Below are 14,955 nucleotides of genomic sequence, written 5' to 3'. Positions count from 1 at the left end.
TATCAATGCGCAATTTCGAAGCTGAGAGCCGGCGAGAACAGCCGGCGTTGCCGCCGATCAAGATCACTGAGGACGAATCGCGGCGCCTCAGTTCCTTGGCCAATTCGAGCATGGATCTGTTTCCGCGAGTGGCCCATTTTCTGGCCCGAGAGATGGAACGTGCCACGGTGACGGACGAGAACAACTTGCGAGGCGTGATCAGGATGGGATCGAAAGTGACCTATCGCGACGACGAGACGGGTGCGAGCCGAGAGATCGTGCTGGTCTATCCGCATGAGGCAAACATCGAGCTCAATCGGATCTCGGTCCTGACGCCTGTTGGAGCGGCCTTGATCGGCCTATCGCCGGGGCAGCGGATCGACTTCGAGACGCCCCACAAGCGCACCAGGGGCCTGACCGTTCTCGCGGTGTCCGACTAAGGCTCGTACCTTAAGTCAGATCGAGTATCGTCGTCTTGCGATGTGAGCGCGCCGCCCCAAAGGCGTCGCGCCCGGATCTGGCCCTTTCGTATGAATTCGACAGCGCACGCACTTTAGTTTCGTAGTGCAATGGATCACCGCGCCTCCCACCATTGCAGGACTGACCGCCCAAAGACACTGCGCGGCTTCGATCATCGCGATGAGTTTGCAACGGATCTGCCCCCGCAGAGGACCGAGCACTTAGGGGCGTGAAGTTGTTCACGAGTACGTCTCAAGTCGCGATCAGGACATGCTCAGGATCGCTTGTGCGGCAAGGACGAGCATGATAGCAAAAGCCATCGGGTCAAACACAACCGCCCGACCAGCTTTCGAGCCAAGCGTTGTTTCGCTCCTTTATGGAGGTGAAACATGTCTTGCGACAGCACCACTGGCTCAATCGGCACATCCAGCGCAGCCTTCGTCCCTTCTCCAGACCCTGGATGGTTCTGGAGGTTAACGCTCGCGCTGCTGGACGGCATCACACGGCGCCGTCAATACGACGAGCTTCTCGAACTGGACGACCGGCTTCTCGCGGACATCGGTTTATCGAGAACAATCGTCGGGGAAGCTCGACGGTGTTACTTCTCAGGTTGGCGCGACGATCGGTGATCGTCATATCCACTCGATGAGCGGCCACGCCTGGGCGTGCGAAAGCGGCACGTCTGCTTATCCTTGCGGATCAGACGGCCGCCAAGCTCGCGAAAAGGCCGGACTTTTTGACTGCGATCCTGACGTCTTCTCAGAAGTCCAGCTTGTCGCGTATGGCATCAATTCCGGCTCTCGCGCACGCTTCGTCCGCGTCGCCGCCCGGCGCGCCGGACACGCCGACCGCACCGACCAGGGAGCCGCCGGCTTCGACAATCAGTCCTCCGGCGATGACGACCGCTCCGGGAAGGTTGCGAATGCCCGCCTGCATCATGCCCGGCTGGCTGATCGCATTCAGCTCGGTCGTGCTGGTCTTGAACGAGGCGGCCGTCCACGCCTTGCCTGCTGCCGTCGAGGGCGTGTGCGGGCCTGCGAAGCGGTCGCGCAACATCACTTGCGTGACGCCGAAGCGATCGACGACAGCGACTGCAACCTGGTATCCACGGGTACGGCAGCTGGCCAACGCAGCGCGCGCAAGATCGAGCGCCAGTTCCGGACCGAGCGATTTGTAGGCGACCAAACCTTCCTCCGCCCGGACTGGGCAGATGGACGCAATCAGCAGGGCCGTGGCGACCGGCAGGCATCGAACGTTCATGACAATCTCCGGCACAGGTGACCAAACGCTATTTGATCCCACCATATGTCAGATCATCGAACAGGGTCACGCTATCTGCCGGCGACCGTCACGAAGAGCTCACCGCTCCGCGAAACCGTGCCAGTCACGTCTTGAAACTCGCGAACAGCCTCGTTAGTCTCCTTTGCATGGGGACAAAGCAGACTCCCCGTGAGGCCTCGGTCCAAGCTCTGCGCAGCACGCCATTCGTGGAGCTTGCGCATGGACACCGAACGACACCCTTCTCGCCAGCACACCGTCGCCATCCTCTCGCGAGGCGACGCTGCCGCGCGGCGGGATGCGACGGCGCAAAACAGCCGCTTCGTCCGCGTTTTCGAAGCCCTCGCCGCCGTCGGCATCGAGGCGCGCCCGGCGATCTACGACGAAAGCTTCGCCGAGGACATCCGTGAACAATTGCTCGCGGCCAGTGGCGTGCTTGTCTGGGTCGATCCGATCCACCAGGGCAAGACGCGCGTTGAGCTCGATTCCCTGCTTCGCGACGTTGCGGCGCGGGGACCGTGGGTCAGCGCTCATCCGGACGTCATTCTCAAGATGGGCACCAAGGAGGTACTCTATCGTACCCGCTCGATGGGGTGGGGATGCGCCACGGCTTTATATCAAACCGCCGAGGCCATGCGCGCCGAGTTGCCGACACGGCTCGCCACCGGTCCGCGCGTGATCAAGCGCAACCGCGGCAACGGCGGCCAAGGCGTGTGGAAGGTCGAGCGCCTGCCGAATTCCCCGATGATAAAGGTGCTGGACGCGACCAAGGATGGCTCCGAGGAACTGACGTTGGAGAGTTTTCTCGGTCGCTGCACCGAATATTTCGAGAACGGCAGCGTGGTCGATCAGCCATTCCAGCCTCGCCTGAGCGAGGGCGTCGTACGTTGCTACATGGCGGGCGATCGCTGTGCCGGCTTCGGCTATCACAAAGTCAAAGCCCTGGTTGACTCGCCGGCCGCCCGTTCCGAGGCCGGACCGCGACTCTATACCTCGAACGCAGACCCGCGCTTCCAGCGGCTGCGTCGGTTGATGGAGGACGAGTGGACGCCGGGAATGATGAAGACGCTGGACATCGACGAAGGCTCGCTCCCGGTCATCTGGGACGCGGACTTCCTGTACGGTCCGAAAGATGCGACCGGTGCCGACACCTACGTCCTGTGCGAGATCAACGCGAGCTCATGCTTCGCGATCCCCGAGGAGGCCCCGGCGGCGATCGCGCGAACGGTGAAGCTGCGGCTCTCGCAGATGCAGAGGGCTGGCTCGGGCCAGTGAAAACGCCGCGAGCGCGCGGCGTCATCTCGCGTTGCGGCTCGCGGGCGGTGGCCTCCGCGCCCACAGCAGCGCCAACGGCCCCAGCGCAATTCCGGCCGCAAGGACGCTGAACGCCAGCAGCCAGCCGGTCGCGCTCTGCGGGCCGCCGGCTGCGTCGAGTGCGGCGCCGGTGCCCCAGGCGCCGACCGCCGACAGGCCGAAGCCGACCGTCGAATGCAGGGCCAGGGTCGCGCCGCGATGTTCGGACACAGCCGCGGCCGACATGCCGGCGGTCAATGCGCCCGAATCCGCCGGCACGGTCAGGCCATAGACGAGCAGCAGCAGCGCGAGCACCCATGCCGGCGCTGTCGCGTTGAGCCCGATGACCAGTGCGACGCAGGCCGACGCGATCATCACGACCGTGATCGCGCGATGGCGACCAAATTTCAGGGCGGCCTCGTTGCCGAGGATGCTGGCGGGCATCGAGATCACCGCAAAGCTGAAGCTCAGCACGACGGGGCTCAACCACGACGGCGCGCCTTGGTGGGCGACGACGAAGGTCCAGAACCCGACCAGCCAGGTGCGGATGCCGTAGAGCTCGAAGCAATGGGCGCCGTAGCCGAAGATGTATCCGAGCGCCTCGCGGTTGGCGAAGACGGGCGCGAAGTTCAAGAGACGTCCGGCCTTCGGCGCGGGCCGCTGCTCCTGCATCAGAAGACACGCGACGACCATTGCGATAGGTCCAAAGCCGGTAACAAGGAAGGCGGTCCGCCATCCCCAGCGGTCGGCGATCACTTGCGCGACCAGGAACGAGAGGCCGACCCCGACCGAGAAGCTCGACGTGTACAGCGTGACGGCGCGCGAGGTGTCGCCGGCGGGAAGCCGGTCGGTCAGCGCCTTCAGGCCCGGCATGTAGGCGCCGGCAAATCCAAGCCCTGCCAGGGACCAGATCGCGGTCGCGGACCAAAACCCTTGCGCGAAGAGTCCGAACGCGACGGTCGCCAGTCCGCTGACGATCGAGCCCCAGAGCAGGACGAGCCGCGCGTCGATCCGGTCGGTCAACGTCGTCAGCACAGGCACGGCGAGCATGTAGCCGAACGCGTAACCGCTCGCCATCAAGCCGCCTTCGGCCGCCGAAAGGCCCCACGCCGGCATCAGATGCTGCGCCAGGTTCGCGGACAGCGTCACATGCGGCAGGAGATTGCCGACCTGGCCGATGCACATCACCGCGATCAGAGACCGGCCGCTCAAGTTACGAATGCTGTCCTCCCACCCCCGGGCCGGAACGGCGCACGAACCGCAATCGGCAAATCTCCAGCTTCAGCTGCAAGACCCAAGTTCATGAACAACCGCACCCCGAAGCGCCGGTCTTCTTCGCCGCTTCGTCGGCGGCGCAGCAGGCCGTCGGTTCCTGCTTCGCCGGCCCACCGCAACATCCTGATGCGACCCCGGCGGCTTCGACGCTGCCGCGCGTGCAGACGCCGGTCTCCGGCAGCACGAGCTCCACCCTTGCGGCGGCTTTCTTGTCGCCGGCGAGATCGGCCGCAATCGAGCGCACCTGCTCATACCCCGTCATCATGAGAAAGGTCGGCGCGCGGCCATAGGACTTCATGCCCGCCATGTAGAAGCCCGGCTCGTCATGCGCGAGCTCGCGCGCGCCGTGCGGGCGCACCGTGCCGCAGCTGTGCTCGTTGGGATCAATCAGCGGCGCCAGCGCGACCGGCGCCTCGATGGCGGGATCGAGCCGCAGGCGCAATTCGGACAGGAACGAAAAGTCGGGACGAAAGCCCGTCGAGACGATCAGCTCGTCCACGATCACGCTCCGTCCACCGCGGCCCGAGCTGGCCGCGATCTCGAGGCGGCCCTCGGAGTCCGACAGATGCGTGACGCCGAATTCGGTTTCGACCTTGATCTTCCCGGCGGCAACGAGCGCGGCGAAGGCGCCGCCGAGCTCTCCGCGTGCGGCAAGCTTGTCATTCCGGCCGCCGCCAAAAGCCTTGGCGGGATCGGCGCCGCGCAAAAGCCAGATCGCTTGCATCCCCGGCACCTCGCCTGCGAGCTGCACGAGATCGATCAGCGTGCCCACCGCGGAGTGGCCGGCGCCGAGCACCGCAACGGTCTTGCCGGCATATCTGGCGCGGCCGGCACCACGGACATCGGGCATGCCATAGGCGATGTGGCCGGCGCATTCACGCTCGCCGATCGCGGGCAGACCATTGCCTCCGGCGGGATTGGGCGAGAACCATGTGCCTGATGTGTCTATCACGGCATCCGCGCGCAGCACTTCAGGACCTTTGCCGTTCTGGTAGCGGATCTCGAACGGCGCCTGCTCACGCCCCTTCGTCTTCGCCTTGTCGAAGCCGACGCGGCTGATGGCCGAGACGCGGCTGGATGTCCGGATCGCCTCGCGCAGTGGTGTTCGCGTCGCAAGCGGCGTCAAATATCGATCGAGCAGTTCGCCGCCGGTCGGATAGGACTGGGGGTCCGGCGAATTCCATCCCGTCGGCGCGAGCAGGCGCGCGGCGGCCTTGTCGATATTGTACTCCCACGGCGAGAAGAGCTGGACCTGCTGCCATTGGCGAACCGCGTGCCCCGCTTCGGATCCTGCCTCCAGAACGATGGGTGACATGCCACGCTCCAGGACGTGCGCAGCTGCTGCGAGGCCGACCGGCCCTGCTCCGATGATGGCGATCGTCTTAGCGTTCATTCGGCTTCTCCCGTACTTCTAGAATCATCGAAAAATAAAAGCCAAAAAAGATCAGGCCGCCGTTTGCGTCGTCTTGCATCCGACTTCGTCTGCGCAACACTCGGCCGCCAGGAAATCGACCAGACCCCGCATCGCGTCGAAGTTCGCGTGGCAGATCAGCGTCGTCGATTCCCGGACCTGACTGACGAGCCCGACAGAGACCAGGGTCTTGATGTGATGCGACAGCGTCGAGGCCGGGATTTTCAGCTTGTCCTGCAAGCGACCGACGGGCATGCCGGAGTGCCCGGCCCGGACCAGGGCCCGATAGATCTGAAGCCGGGTCCGGTTGCCCAGGGCTTCGAGGCCTGCTGCTGCGTCATCGATCTTCATGGCCGCCACGATGCGCCCGCTGGTCCGTGCGGTCAACCATATTTCTAGAATATTCGAAATACTGCGCCGCTGACGCGCTTCGGATTCGGATTGACGGAGCCGCTATACTTCCATAAATCTGGATACATGGAAACTGAAGAAGCCGTCCTCGCCCTCGCCGCCCTGGCGCAGTCGACCCGTCTTGAGGCCTTCCGGACGCTGGTCCGGCACGAGCCTGATGGTCTCGCTGCGGGCGATCTCGCCCGGCTGTTGGAGGTCCCCCAGAATACGCTCTCGGCGCATCTGTCGATCCTGACGCGGGCACGCCTCGTCACCTCCGAGCGGCACAGCCGTTCGATTGTCTACCGCGCCAACCTTGCCGAATTCCGCGACGTCGCCGTCTTCCTGCTGCGGGATTGCTGCGGCGGGCGGCCGGAAGTTTGCGAGCCGGTCGTCGAAACCCTGCAAGCCTGCTGCAAGCCAAGGCGAAAGGAGCGGAGCCGTGCCTGATCAATTCGATCTTCCGCGCCGCCTCGCGGCCGAGGCGCTCGGCACGGGCATTCTCGTTGCCACGGTGGTCGGCTCCGGCATCATGGCGGAGACGCTGACCAAGGATGTCGCGCTTGCGCTTCTCTGCAATACGTTGCCGACCGGCGCCATTCTGGTCGTCCTGATCACCGTGCTCGGACCGATCTCCGGCGCGCACTTCAATCCGGCCGTCACCCTCGTTTTCACCGGCAAGCGCGAGCTGCCGGTGAACGACGCCGCATTGTACGTCGCCGCGCAGGTTGCCGGCGGCATTGCGGGAACGATGGCGGCGCATCTGATGTTCGGGCTGCCGCTGCTCGATTTCTCGGCGAAGGTGCGAACCGGAGGACCGCAATGGTTCGCCGAAGCCGTCGCCGCTTTCGGTCTGGTCGCGACGATCCTGGCCGGCATCCGGTTTCAGCGGACTGCCGTACCCTGGCTGGTCGGCCTGTACATCACGGCGGCCTATTGGTTCACGGCTTCCACGTCATTCGCCAATCCGGCAGTGGCCATCGCGAGGTCGCTGACAAACACGTTCTCGGGCATACGTCCCATTGACCTGCCTGGATTCATCCTCGCGGAGCTCTGCGGAGCCTTTGCCGCCATGCTGTTGATGAACTGGCTGCTCGGACGGCCCCAGGCGCGCGGCCCCATCCCAATCGCGGAGACTATCTCATGAGCGTCACGATCTATCACAACCCCGCCTGCGGCACCTCGCGCAACACGCTGGCGATGATCCGGCAGAGCGGCGTCGACCCCCTCGTCGTCGAATATCTGAAGACGCCACCATCCCGCGAAAAGCTCGTCGAGCTCGTCAAGGCTCTGGGCATCTCCGTTCGCGAGTTGCTGCGGGAGAAAGGCACGCCGTACAAGGAGCTCGGCCTCGACGATCCCAAATGGTCCGACGACGAGCTGATCGGCCAGATGCTCGCGCACCCCATCCTGATCAACCGTCCGATCGTGGTGACGCCCAGGGGCACACGCCTGTGTCGTCCCTCGGAAGCCGTCATCGATCTCCTGGACAATCCCGTCGGCCGGTTCGTGAAGGAGGATGGCGAGGTGGTCGAAGCGCGATAGGCTTACGGGGCCCCTGTCTTGCCTGGATCAGATCTTCGGGATCTTCGCCCGCTCCACCACGCTGGTCCATTTGCTGATCTCGGTCTCGATCAGCGTCTTCATCTCCTCCGGCGAGCTGCCGCGAACCTCGCCACCGACGGCGGTCTCCAGGCGTTGCTTGAGATCGGGATCCCTAAGAGCGTCGAGCGTCGCCGCATTGAGTGCGGCCATGATGGCGGGCGGCGTTCCCTTCGGGGCCAGCAGGCCGGCCCAGGTGCGCACGTCATATCCCTTGATCCCAGCTTCCTGAACTGTCGGCACGTCGGGCAACAATGCGGTGCGCGTCGGCGAGGTCACCGCCAGGCCGCGGATCGCACCGGCCTGGATCTGCGAGGCGAGCAGCACCGGGGTGCCGACGATCACCGGAACCTCTCCGCCGAGCAGCGCGGTGACCGATTGAGAATCGCCGCGATAGGGCACGTGCACGATCTCGACTCCGGCGGCTGCGTTCAACAGCTCTCCTGCAAGATGGTGCGTGCTGCCGAAGCCGACCGATCCGAAGGAGAGCGCACCCGGCTTCTGCCTTGCCATGGCGACGAGTTCGCCCAGCGATTTTGCCGGGTAGTCGGTACGCACGGCGATGACGAGGGCGTAATAGACCAGCGTCGAGATCATCTCGAAACTCTCGGCCGGCTGGTAGGCGAGGCTCTTGTAGGTCGCCGCGGAAATGGCGTGAGCGCCGGTGACGAGCCCGATCGTGTAGCCGTCGGGCGCCGCTTTCGCGATGGCATCCGCGGCGATGTTGCCGCCGGCGCCGGGCTTGGCCTCGACGATGATCGGTTGTCTGAGCTTTTTGGAGAGCCCGTCGGCGATGATGCGCGACAGCGTGTCGGCCGCGCCGCCGGCGGCAAATCCATGCAGCAGCCGGATCGGGCGCGACGGATAATTGTCCGCCGACGCCGGGGTGGTTGCGAGACAACCGCCAAACAGAAAAATCACCGCAGCAAGCCGCTTCATCCTTCGCATGGATGCGTCCTCCCTTTTGATTGTTCTATCGTTGGCCGCAGCGAGGCGGCGTTCTTCAAGTCGGGTTTGAGTCCGCTAGCGCGCGAACTCCGTGCATTCAGGCGATGGCGGCATGCCCCAGACGTCGCGCGGCAGACCGACCCAGACTTTTGGCCGCTGCGGTCGATCGCGATGCCAGGGACGCGGCTCGAAATAACCGAGCGCCTCGTCGGTCATGCGGTCGAGGTCGTGGAACAGCTCGACCAGATGCCCGTCGGGATTGCGGTGATAGATAGCCGTGTTGTGGCCGGGGCCGTGACGTACCGGTCCCCAGAGCACCGGGAGCTTATGTCGGGCGAGATGATCGCACGCCTGCTGCATGTGCGTCGGCCCTCGCAGTTCGAACGCGACATGATGCAGGCCGCGGCCGGGCGCGCGCGCGAAGTTCAGCGTGTGATGCTCATAGCCGCTGCGCATGAAGACGAAGCGGTCCTCGATCCAGTCGGAGACCCGTAGGCCCATCATGTTCGCGTAGAACTCCGAGGCCGCGCGCGGATCGGGCGTGCGAAGGGCGACATGGCCGAGCTTGCTGACGGCAAGCGCTCCGATGCGCTCCTGCGCGGGTGTCGGCGTCCAGCCCTGGATCAGCTCGAAGCGCGTGCCTTCGGGGTCGCTGAACGATAGCCGCCTTGAAACGCCAGGCAGGGGATCGCTCTGAAGTTCAGGCCGCAGATCGGCCTGCTTCAGCGCGGCGCCCAGCGCCTCGATCTGGACATCAGGAGATATCTCGAAGGCGATGCTCGTCAGCGCCGCGTCGCCGGGTTCGATCACCAGCGAAAGCTGCTCGGCATCGTTGGCAAGGAAGATGCGGTTGCCGTCGCGGCCGACGAGGCCAAGACCGATCACGGCGCGGTAGTAGTCGAGCAGCCGCTCGGGATCGGGCGAGGCAAAGCTCGCGTGCCGGAGCCGGGTGAAGCGTGCAATGGGTGCTTGTGTCGTCATCGTCCAATCCACCCCCTCACGGCGTCATGATGATCTTGCCGAGCGCCGAGCCCTGCTCGAGCAGCGTGTGGGCCTGCCTGACCTGGTCGAGCTTCAGGACCGCCGAGATAGCCGGCTTGATCGCATTGCGGCTCAGCGCGTCGATCACGTTGCGCATGAGCGCGCGACGCCCGTCGCGATCGTGGTCGTAGATGTGGAAGGAGAAGCAGCGTATCGCCGGGCAGATGTCGAGATGGTCGCGCATCGCCGCCATCAGGTTTTCTTCCGGCAATCCGGCGAAGGCATTGTACGACAGCAGCGTCCCCCATTTGCCGAGCGCGCCGAGATAGCCGGTGAACTCGGGCCCACAGACGTGATCGAGCACGAGACCAACGCCCTCGCCATTGGTCAGCTCGCGGGTCCGCGACACGACATCCTCGCGGCGATAGAAGATGATTTCATCGGCGCCGTTGCCGCGCGCGAATGCGGCCTTCTCGTCGGTGGAGACCGTGCCGATGACGTTCATCTGCGCGAGCTTGGCGAGCTGTACCAGCGCGGTGCCGACACCACCCGCCGCCCCGATCACCAGCACGCTCGCCGGTGCGCGCGGATGGCGGCACTCGTGCAGCAGCGCGTAGGCCACCTGGTAGTTCGACAGGCACACGGCCGCTTGCAGATCGACATTGTCGGGCAGCACGTGAATGGCGTCCGCGGGCGCGACCACATAGTCGGCGTAGCAGCCGCCGCGCTGCGACAGGTCGCGCGCGCTCAGCAGCACCTTCTGGCCGATCGCAAACCCTTCGACGCCGGACCCAAGCGCTGCAATGCGGCCCGCGACATCGTTGCCGGGATTGGCCGGCAGCGGCGGCATCCATTTGTAGACGCCACGCCGGATCAGCACATCGGGCTGCCCGACGCCGAACGCTTCGGCGCGGATCTGCACCTGGCCGGGTCCGGGCACAGGCACCGGAAGCTCGACCAATTCGAGTGCATCCGGCCCACCCGGCTGACGCACCAGCACCGCTCTCATGATGTCACACGCCTCCCAAGCCATATTTTCGAAAATAATACTGATTACGAAAATTATTGCAAGATGGTCGTTGGCGCGGCATGTTGAGCCATCGATTCAACGATAGAGACCATGTCCGACAGCGCCATTCGCCCCCGCAAGGAATTCGGCAAGACCATCGCCGCCGACATCACCCATCGGCTGCGCGAGGAGATCATTGCCTGCGGCTTGGCGCCGGGCGAGCCGCTGCGGTTCGACGTCCTGCGCGAACGATTCGGCGTCAGCTTCACGACGCTGCGCGAGGCACTGACGGCGCTTACCGCCGAAGGCCTGGTCGACGCGCAGGAGCAGCGCGGGTTTCGCGTGGCGCCGGTCAGCCGCCAGGATCTGGTGGAGGTCACCGATGCGCGAGTGCTGATCGAGGTGGAATTGATCCGCCGCGCGATCGAGCGGGGCGACGACGATTGGGAAATCGCCGTAATCTCGACACTGCATAGATTAAAGCGGATCGAGCAGCGCGACCCCGAACATCCGCTGCGCGATCCCGAATGGAAGATCGCCCATCGCCAATTCCACCAGGCGCTGGTATCCGCCTGCGGCTCCGCGACACTCCTCGCCATTCGCGCCGAGCTGTTCGATCGCGCCGAGCGCTATCGGCATCTGTCGGCCAATTTCCGGCCGCGTCCGCGCGACAAGGCCGGCGAGCACCAGGCGATCATGCAGGCCGCCATCTCGCGCAATCCCGACCTCGCGGTGCAACTGATCGAGACGCATATCCGCTCGACCGCCGACAACGTCGCGACATACGCCGGGCACCTGCTCGACACCGAATAGGCGGCAACGGCTTTTTATCGCCGTGGGCTTGCGCCTCGACCGATTTTCGAAAATAATGCAAAAGATCGAAAATGCCAACCTTTGGGGCGAAACCATGAAGCTGCTGTCGTTCTTGGACGGAAATCGGGAAAGTTGGGGCGCCGTTGTCGAAAAGGGCGTCGTGGATCTCGGCCGCGCCCTGCCCCACTATCCGACGCTCGCGGACTTCCTCGGCAGCGACGACTATGCGCGGCGCGAGGCCATCGTCGCTGGGCACAAGGTCACGATGGCGCTCAGTGACGTCAAATATCTTCCGGTGATCCCGCGTCCGGAGAAGATCGTCTGCGCCGTGCGCAATTATCTCGACCACCACAATGAAGCCGTGGCGTTCGGCATGAAGCGCGAGATCACGGAATTTCCGCCGATTTTCCTCCGGGTCTGGCGCTCCCAGGTCGCGCACGACGCGCCGGTGATCCGGCCGAAAGTCTCCGACAATTTCGATTGGGAGGGCGAGCTTGCCGTGGTCATCGGCAGGGGCGGCCGTCACATCAGCCAGGCCGACGCCTGGGATCACGTGGCGGGCTACTCGATCTACAACGACGTCAGCGTGCGTGACTGGCAGCGTCACGCCCAGCAGATCGCCTCCGGCAAGAACTTCGTCGGCACCGGCCCGTTCGGACCGTGGCTGGTGACGCCGGACGAGATCGGCGATCCCACCAAATTGAAGCTCGAAACGCGCGTCAACGGCGCGGTGGTGCAATCCTCCGACACCTCGATGCTGATCTTCTCGATTCCGCGGCTGATCGAGTACAGCTCGACCATCTTCGACCTCGTCCCCGGCGACGTCATCGCCACCGGCACGCCGGCCGGCGTCGGCTTCACCCGCAAGCCGCCGGTCTTCCTCAAGCCCGGCGACGTGGTCGAGGTCGAGATCGAGAACATCGGCGTGCTGCGCAATCCCGTCGTCGACGAAGCATAGAGCCGGCGTATGTCGTCCCAAGACGCGTCCCAAGACATCTCCTACGACATCCGCAAGACCGCGCTCAGCGTCGAGACCATCTGGCACGAGCGCGGGCCCCGCCTGGAGAAGCCGCTGCTGGTCGGAACGGCCATCGCGATCATCCGCAATCCCTTTGCGGGCCGCTTCGAACCTGACCTGATGCCGTTTCAGGCATCCTTGCGCGAGCTCGGGCGGGAGCTCGCAACGCGGCTGATCGCACAGCTCGGCGGCGCCGCGCAGATCGAAGCCTATGGCAAGGGCATTATCATCGGCGAGGACGGCGAGCTCGAGCACGGCGCGGTCTGGCACGAGGCCGGCGGCCACGGCATGCGCGAGGTGCTCGGTCAGCCCAAGGCGATCGTCCCGGCGGCGAAGACCATCGGAGGCCCGGGCACGCGCCTGATGGTCCCGCTCGGCCATATCCACGCCGCTTATGTCCGCAGCCATTTCGGCACCGCGGAGATGACGCTGTGGGATTCACCACGGCGCGACGAGATCGCCTTCGGGCTCGTGATGGCGACCGGCGGCCGCCCTCACGCGCGCATCGGCGGCCTCGCGGCATCCGCGATCTCCGTGCGCGACGGACAGCGCTGACGGGCCCGAGCAGCGCACTCAACGCTACCGCATCCTTATTGCAGCGCAAAGTAGCGCTCGTAAATCCATCAAATCATGTGCTATGTATATTACGCCGGTTGCTTGCCTAAAAACTAATCAAAGAAGAATGAAAGAGGCGTCATGATCGGTCTGGAGGGGGTTTCCGCCCAAGCGTTATCCGACACCATCGGCGCCATCTACGACTGCGCCCTCAATCCGCAGCTTTGGGCGGCCACCTGCCGGAAGATCGCCGATCTCTGCGAGAGCACGGCGGGCGGCATCTGCGTTCACGACATGAAGCATGTCCAGAACGACCAGCTGTTCGTATTCGGCTACGAGAAGACGTTTCTGGAAAAGCTCGGCGAGAACTATGCGAAGACGCCGATGGCGGCCGCGGATATCGTCGCCGACATCGGTCATGTCAGCACGCTCTCGATGAACGATCTCGATGAGCTGCTCGAAAGCCGGTTCTACCGGGATATTCTCCAGCCTCACGGATTGCAGGACATCATCTGGTTTCCAGCTCTGCGGACCGGCGGGCGCATGGCCTCCATGCATGCCTCCCGGACGGCAAAGACGCATCGCTATCAGCAGTTGGACATCAACCTGTTCAAGATGCTGTCCCCCCATGTCTGCCGCGCCCTCACCATCTCCGACGCACTCGACCTCAGGACGTTGCGGTCGGAGATGCTGGAGCGGACATTCGACATGCTTGCCGTCGGTGTCTTCCTGACGGCGCGCGACGGCCGGGTCGTCTACATGAACGAGACTGCCGAGCGGCAGATCAAGACCGGCAACGCCGTTCGTGTTCTCGGCAACCGGATCTTTCCGACCGATGCCGCCGCTCGCGATGCGCTGTCCAAGGCCATCGACGAAGCGTCCCGCGACGATGCGGATTTGAGCGGACACTCGCTCGCGATCCCCGATGTCGACGGCGCCGGCTACATCGCCACCCTGCTTCCTGTCGATCGCGGTCAGCGCAGCGGAATTCTCGCCCCGTTTGCCGCATCGGTAGCCGTCTTCATGAAGGACCCCGCCGAGGTGCCGATGATGCCGGGCGAGGCTTTTGCGAGGCTCTACAAGCTCACCGGCGGCGAGCTTCGCGTGCTGATGACGCTCGCGCAAGGTCTCGGCGCGAAAGAGGCGGCCGACATGCTCGGCATCGGCGAGTCAACGGTGCGCTCTCACCTGCAGCGCATCTTTGCCAAGACGAACACGACGAGGCAAACGGATCTGCTTCGCCTGCTGCAAAGCGCCACGCCGCCACTTCTGCCCGCACAAGGCGCTGTCGGCTAATCCGTCACCTCACATACGCCTAAATCGTCGTCATTTGCCTGCGCCGCCGGCTTGCGCCGCGCTACGCATCCCGGGCGAAATCTCCAGACTCGAAAAAATTCGTCGACGACGGCTGCGTTTCATTGGTTCCGATGATGCGGCGATGCGTGATGACTGATTTTCTCATCGTCACGACATCAGGAGATCAACGATGCGGACGGCAACTGGCGGGCGCTGCCTCGAGACGGACGACCATCGGCCCGAACCAAAGCGATGGCGTCTCGCGTCTTACGTCTTTCTGATCGCGCTGATGTTGCTGGCCATGTTCGAGCAGAAGCAAGCCACCGAAGTCTCAATTCTTGCCACCGGCCCACTGCCGGCAATCAACATTCCTTGAGTGAGGCCGCGTTGGCGCACCCTTTGCTTCGATTTGGTTTTTATTTGCATTGGACATTTCATGACTCAAACCGCGAGCGAGCAAGCGTTTTTGCTCATGCTGATTTCAGCCTGCCTGGGCGCGTGTTTCGTTTGGGCGTTCTACGAAATCGAGGAAGCCCGCCGGCGCCGGCAACGGTACGCCGAGTTCACGCGCGAAGCGCGACGGTCGGTCAGGGCCGGCCATTAGCGCACGCTCCGGAGATCATCATGCGAGCCCTCGCAACCGCCACC

At 64.3% G+C, this 14,955-nt stretch carries 18 protein-coding genes; 11 read left to right on the top strand and 7 right to left on the bottom strand.

What is annotated here, in order from left to right; genetic code table 11:
- The first annotated feature begins 5 nt into the window (after positions 1-5).
- Both rnk and AC0L3S_RS00435 read left to right on the top strand, forming a co-directional pair.
- Complete coding sequence (gene rnk, locus AC0L3S_RS00440; protein ID WP_473263151.1) at positions 6-419, top strand: nucleoside diphosphate kinase regulator; 414 nt, start codon at positions 6-8, stop codon at positions 417-419.
- Between the two features lie 408 nt (positions 420-827).
- The gene (locus AC0L3S_RS00435) at positions 828-1,067 is read left to right on the top strand and encodes a YjiS-like domain-containing protein (RefSeq protein ID WP_473263149.1); all 240 of its coding nucleotides are present in this window, start codon (positions 828-830) and stop codon (positions 1,065-1,067) included.
- Positions 1,068-1,197: 130 nt separating this feature from the next.
- Here AC0L3S_RS00435 and AC0L3S_RS00430 read toward each other — a convergent pair whose 3' ends face one another.
- Positions 1,198-1,698: a GlcG/HbpS family heme-binding protein gene (locus tag AC0L3S_RS00430; protein WP_473263146.1), complete on the bottom strand. Its 501-nt coding sequence runs from the start codon at positions 1,696-1,698 to the stop codon at positions 1,198-1,200.
- Between the two features lie 240 nt (positions 1,699-1,938).
- Here AC0L3S_RS00430 and AC0L3S_RS00425 point away from each other — a divergent pair, with 240 nt between their 5' ends.
- Positions 1,939-2,991, top strand: a complete 1,053-nt coding sequence (locus AC0L3S_RS00425) for a Cj0069 family protein (RefSeq protein WP_473263145.1) — start codon at positions 1,939-1,941, stop codon at positions 2,989-2,991.
- A 21-nt stretch (positions 2,992-3,012) separates the two neighbouring features.
- Here the strand turns inward: AC0L3S_RS00425 and AC0L3S_RS00420 are convergent, their stop codons facing one another.
- The 3 genes from AC0L3S_RS00420 to AC0L3S_RS00410 form a co-directional block, all read right to left on the bottom strand.
- Positions 3,013-4,194, bottom strand: a complete 1,182-nt coding sequence (locus tag AC0L3S_RS00420; protein ID WP_473263235.1) for an MFS transporter — start codon at positions 4,192-4,194, stop codon at positions 3,013-3,015.
- A 115-nt stretch (positions 4,195-4,309) separates the two neighbouring features.
- Positions 4,310-5,677, bottom strand: a complete 1,368-nt coding sequence (locus AC0L3S_RS00415) for an NAD(P)-binding domain-containing protein (RefSeq protein ID WP_473263144.1) — start codon at positions 5,675-5,677, stop codon at positions 4,310-4,312.
- A gap of 51 nt (positions 5,678-5,728) precedes the next feature.
- Positions 5,729-6,046: an ArsR/SmtB family transcription factor gene (locus tag AC0L3S_RS00410; RefSeq protein ID WP_473263234.1), complete on the bottom strand. Its 318-nt coding sequence runs from the start codon at positions 6,044-6,046 to the stop codon at positions 5,729-5,731.
- A gap of 126 nt (positions 6,047-6,172) precedes the next feature.
- Here AC0L3S_RS00410 and AC0L3S_RS00405 point away from each other — a divergent pair, with 126 nt between their 5' ends.
- From AC0L3S_RS00405 to arsC, 3 genes are read left to right on the top strand one after another with little or no spacing between them, the layout of a single operon-like run.
- Positions 6,173-6,535: an ArsR/SmtB family transcription factor gene (locus AC0L3S_RS00405; protein WP_473263141.1), complete on the top strand. Its 363-nt coding sequence runs from the start codon at positions 6,173-6,175 to the stop codon at positions 6,533-6,535.
- Positions 6,528-7,232 (top strand): aquaporin, encoded by a 705-nt coding sequence (locus tag AC0L3S_RS00400; RefSeq protein WP_473263140.1) that lies wholly within the window; start codon positions 6,528-6,530, stop codon positions 7,230-7,232. The genes AC0L3S_RS00405 and AC0L3S_RS00400 overlap by 8 nt, the downstream gene beginning before the upstream one ends.
- Complete coding sequence (gene arsC, locus AC0L3S_RS00395; protein WP_473277737.1) at positions 7,229-7,630, top strand: arsenate reductase (glutaredoxin); 402 nt, start codon at positions 7,229-7,231, stop codon at positions 7,628-7,630. The genes AC0L3S_RS00400 and arsC overlap by 4 nt, the downstream gene beginning before the upstream one ends.
- Before the next feature lie 27 nt (positions 7,631-7,657).
- Here the strand turns inward: arsC and AC0L3S_RS00390 are convergent, their stop codons facing one another.
- From AC0L3S_RS00390 to AC0L3S_RS00380, 3 genes are all read right to left on the bottom strand, one after another.
- A complete protein-coding gene (locus AC0L3S_RS00390) occupies positions 7,658-8,635 on the bottom strand; it encodes a tripartite tricarboxylate transporter substrate binding protein (protein ID WP_473277736.1) in 978 nt (325 codons plus the stop codon).
- 75 nt (positions 8,636-8,710) lie between these two features.
- A complete protein-coding gene (locus AC0L3S_RS00385; protein WP_473277735.1) occupies positions 8,711-9,616 on the bottom strand; it encodes a VOC family protein in 906 nt (301 codons plus the stop codon).
- A 16-nt stretch (positions 9,617-9,632) separates the two neighbouring features.
- Positions 9,633-10,625 (bottom strand): zinc-dependent alcohol dehydrogenase family protein, encoded by a 993-nt coding sequence (locus tag AC0L3S_RS00380; protein ID WP_473277734.1) that lies wholly within the window; start codon positions 10,623-10,625, stop codon positions 9,633-9,635.
- A gap of 111 nt (positions 10,626-10,736) precedes the next feature.
- Between AC0L3S_RS00380 and AC0L3S_RS00375 the strand changes: the two genes are divergently transcribed.
- The 5 genes from AC0L3S_RS00375 to AC0L3S_RS00355 all read left to right on the top strand — a co-directional run bounded on the left by AC0L3S_RS00375 (position 10,737) and on the right by AC0L3S_RS00355 (position 14,683).
- A complete protein-coding gene (locus tag AC0L3S_RS00375) occupies positions 10,737-11,438 on the top strand; it encodes a GntR family transcriptional regulator (protein ID WP_473277733.1) in 702 nt (233 codons plus the stop codon).
- Between the two features lie 94 nt (positions 11,439-11,532).
- Positions 11,533-12,396 (top strand): fumarylacetoacetate hydrolase family protein, encoded by an 864-nt coding sequence (locus AC0L3S_RS00370; RefSeq protein ID WP_473277927.1) that lies wholly within the window; start codon positions 11,533-11,535, stop codon positions 12,394-12,396.
- A gap of 9 nt (positions 12,397-12,405) precedes the next feature.
- Positions 12,406-13,011 carry an amino acid synthesis family protein gene (locus AC0L3S_RS00365; protein WP_473263131.1) on the top strand — a complete coding sequence of 202 codons (606 nt, stop codon included), beginning with the start codon at positions 12,406-12,408 and terminating at the stop codon, positions 13,009-13,011.
- Positions 13,012-13,152: 141 nt separating this feature from the next.
- Entirely contained in the window at positions 13,153-14,307 is a 1,155-nt protein-coding gene (locus tag AC0L3S_RS00360; RefSeq protein ID WP_473277732.1) for a helix-turn-helix transcriptional regulator, read from the top strand.
- 190 nt (positions 14,308-14,497) lie between these two features.
- A complete protein-coding gene (locus AC0L3S_RS00355) occupies positions 14,498-14,683 on the top strand; it encodes a hypothetical protein (RefSeq protein ID WP_473277731.1) in 186 nt (61 codons plus the stop codon).
- Positions 14,684-14,955: the final 272 nt, after the last annotated feature.

The sequence above is a fragment of the Bradyrhizobium sp. Ken01 genome, assembly GCF_055807355.1.
The sequence above is the reverse complement of the archived record's forward strand: the minus strand, read 5'-3'. Positions and strand labels throughout refer to the sequence as shown.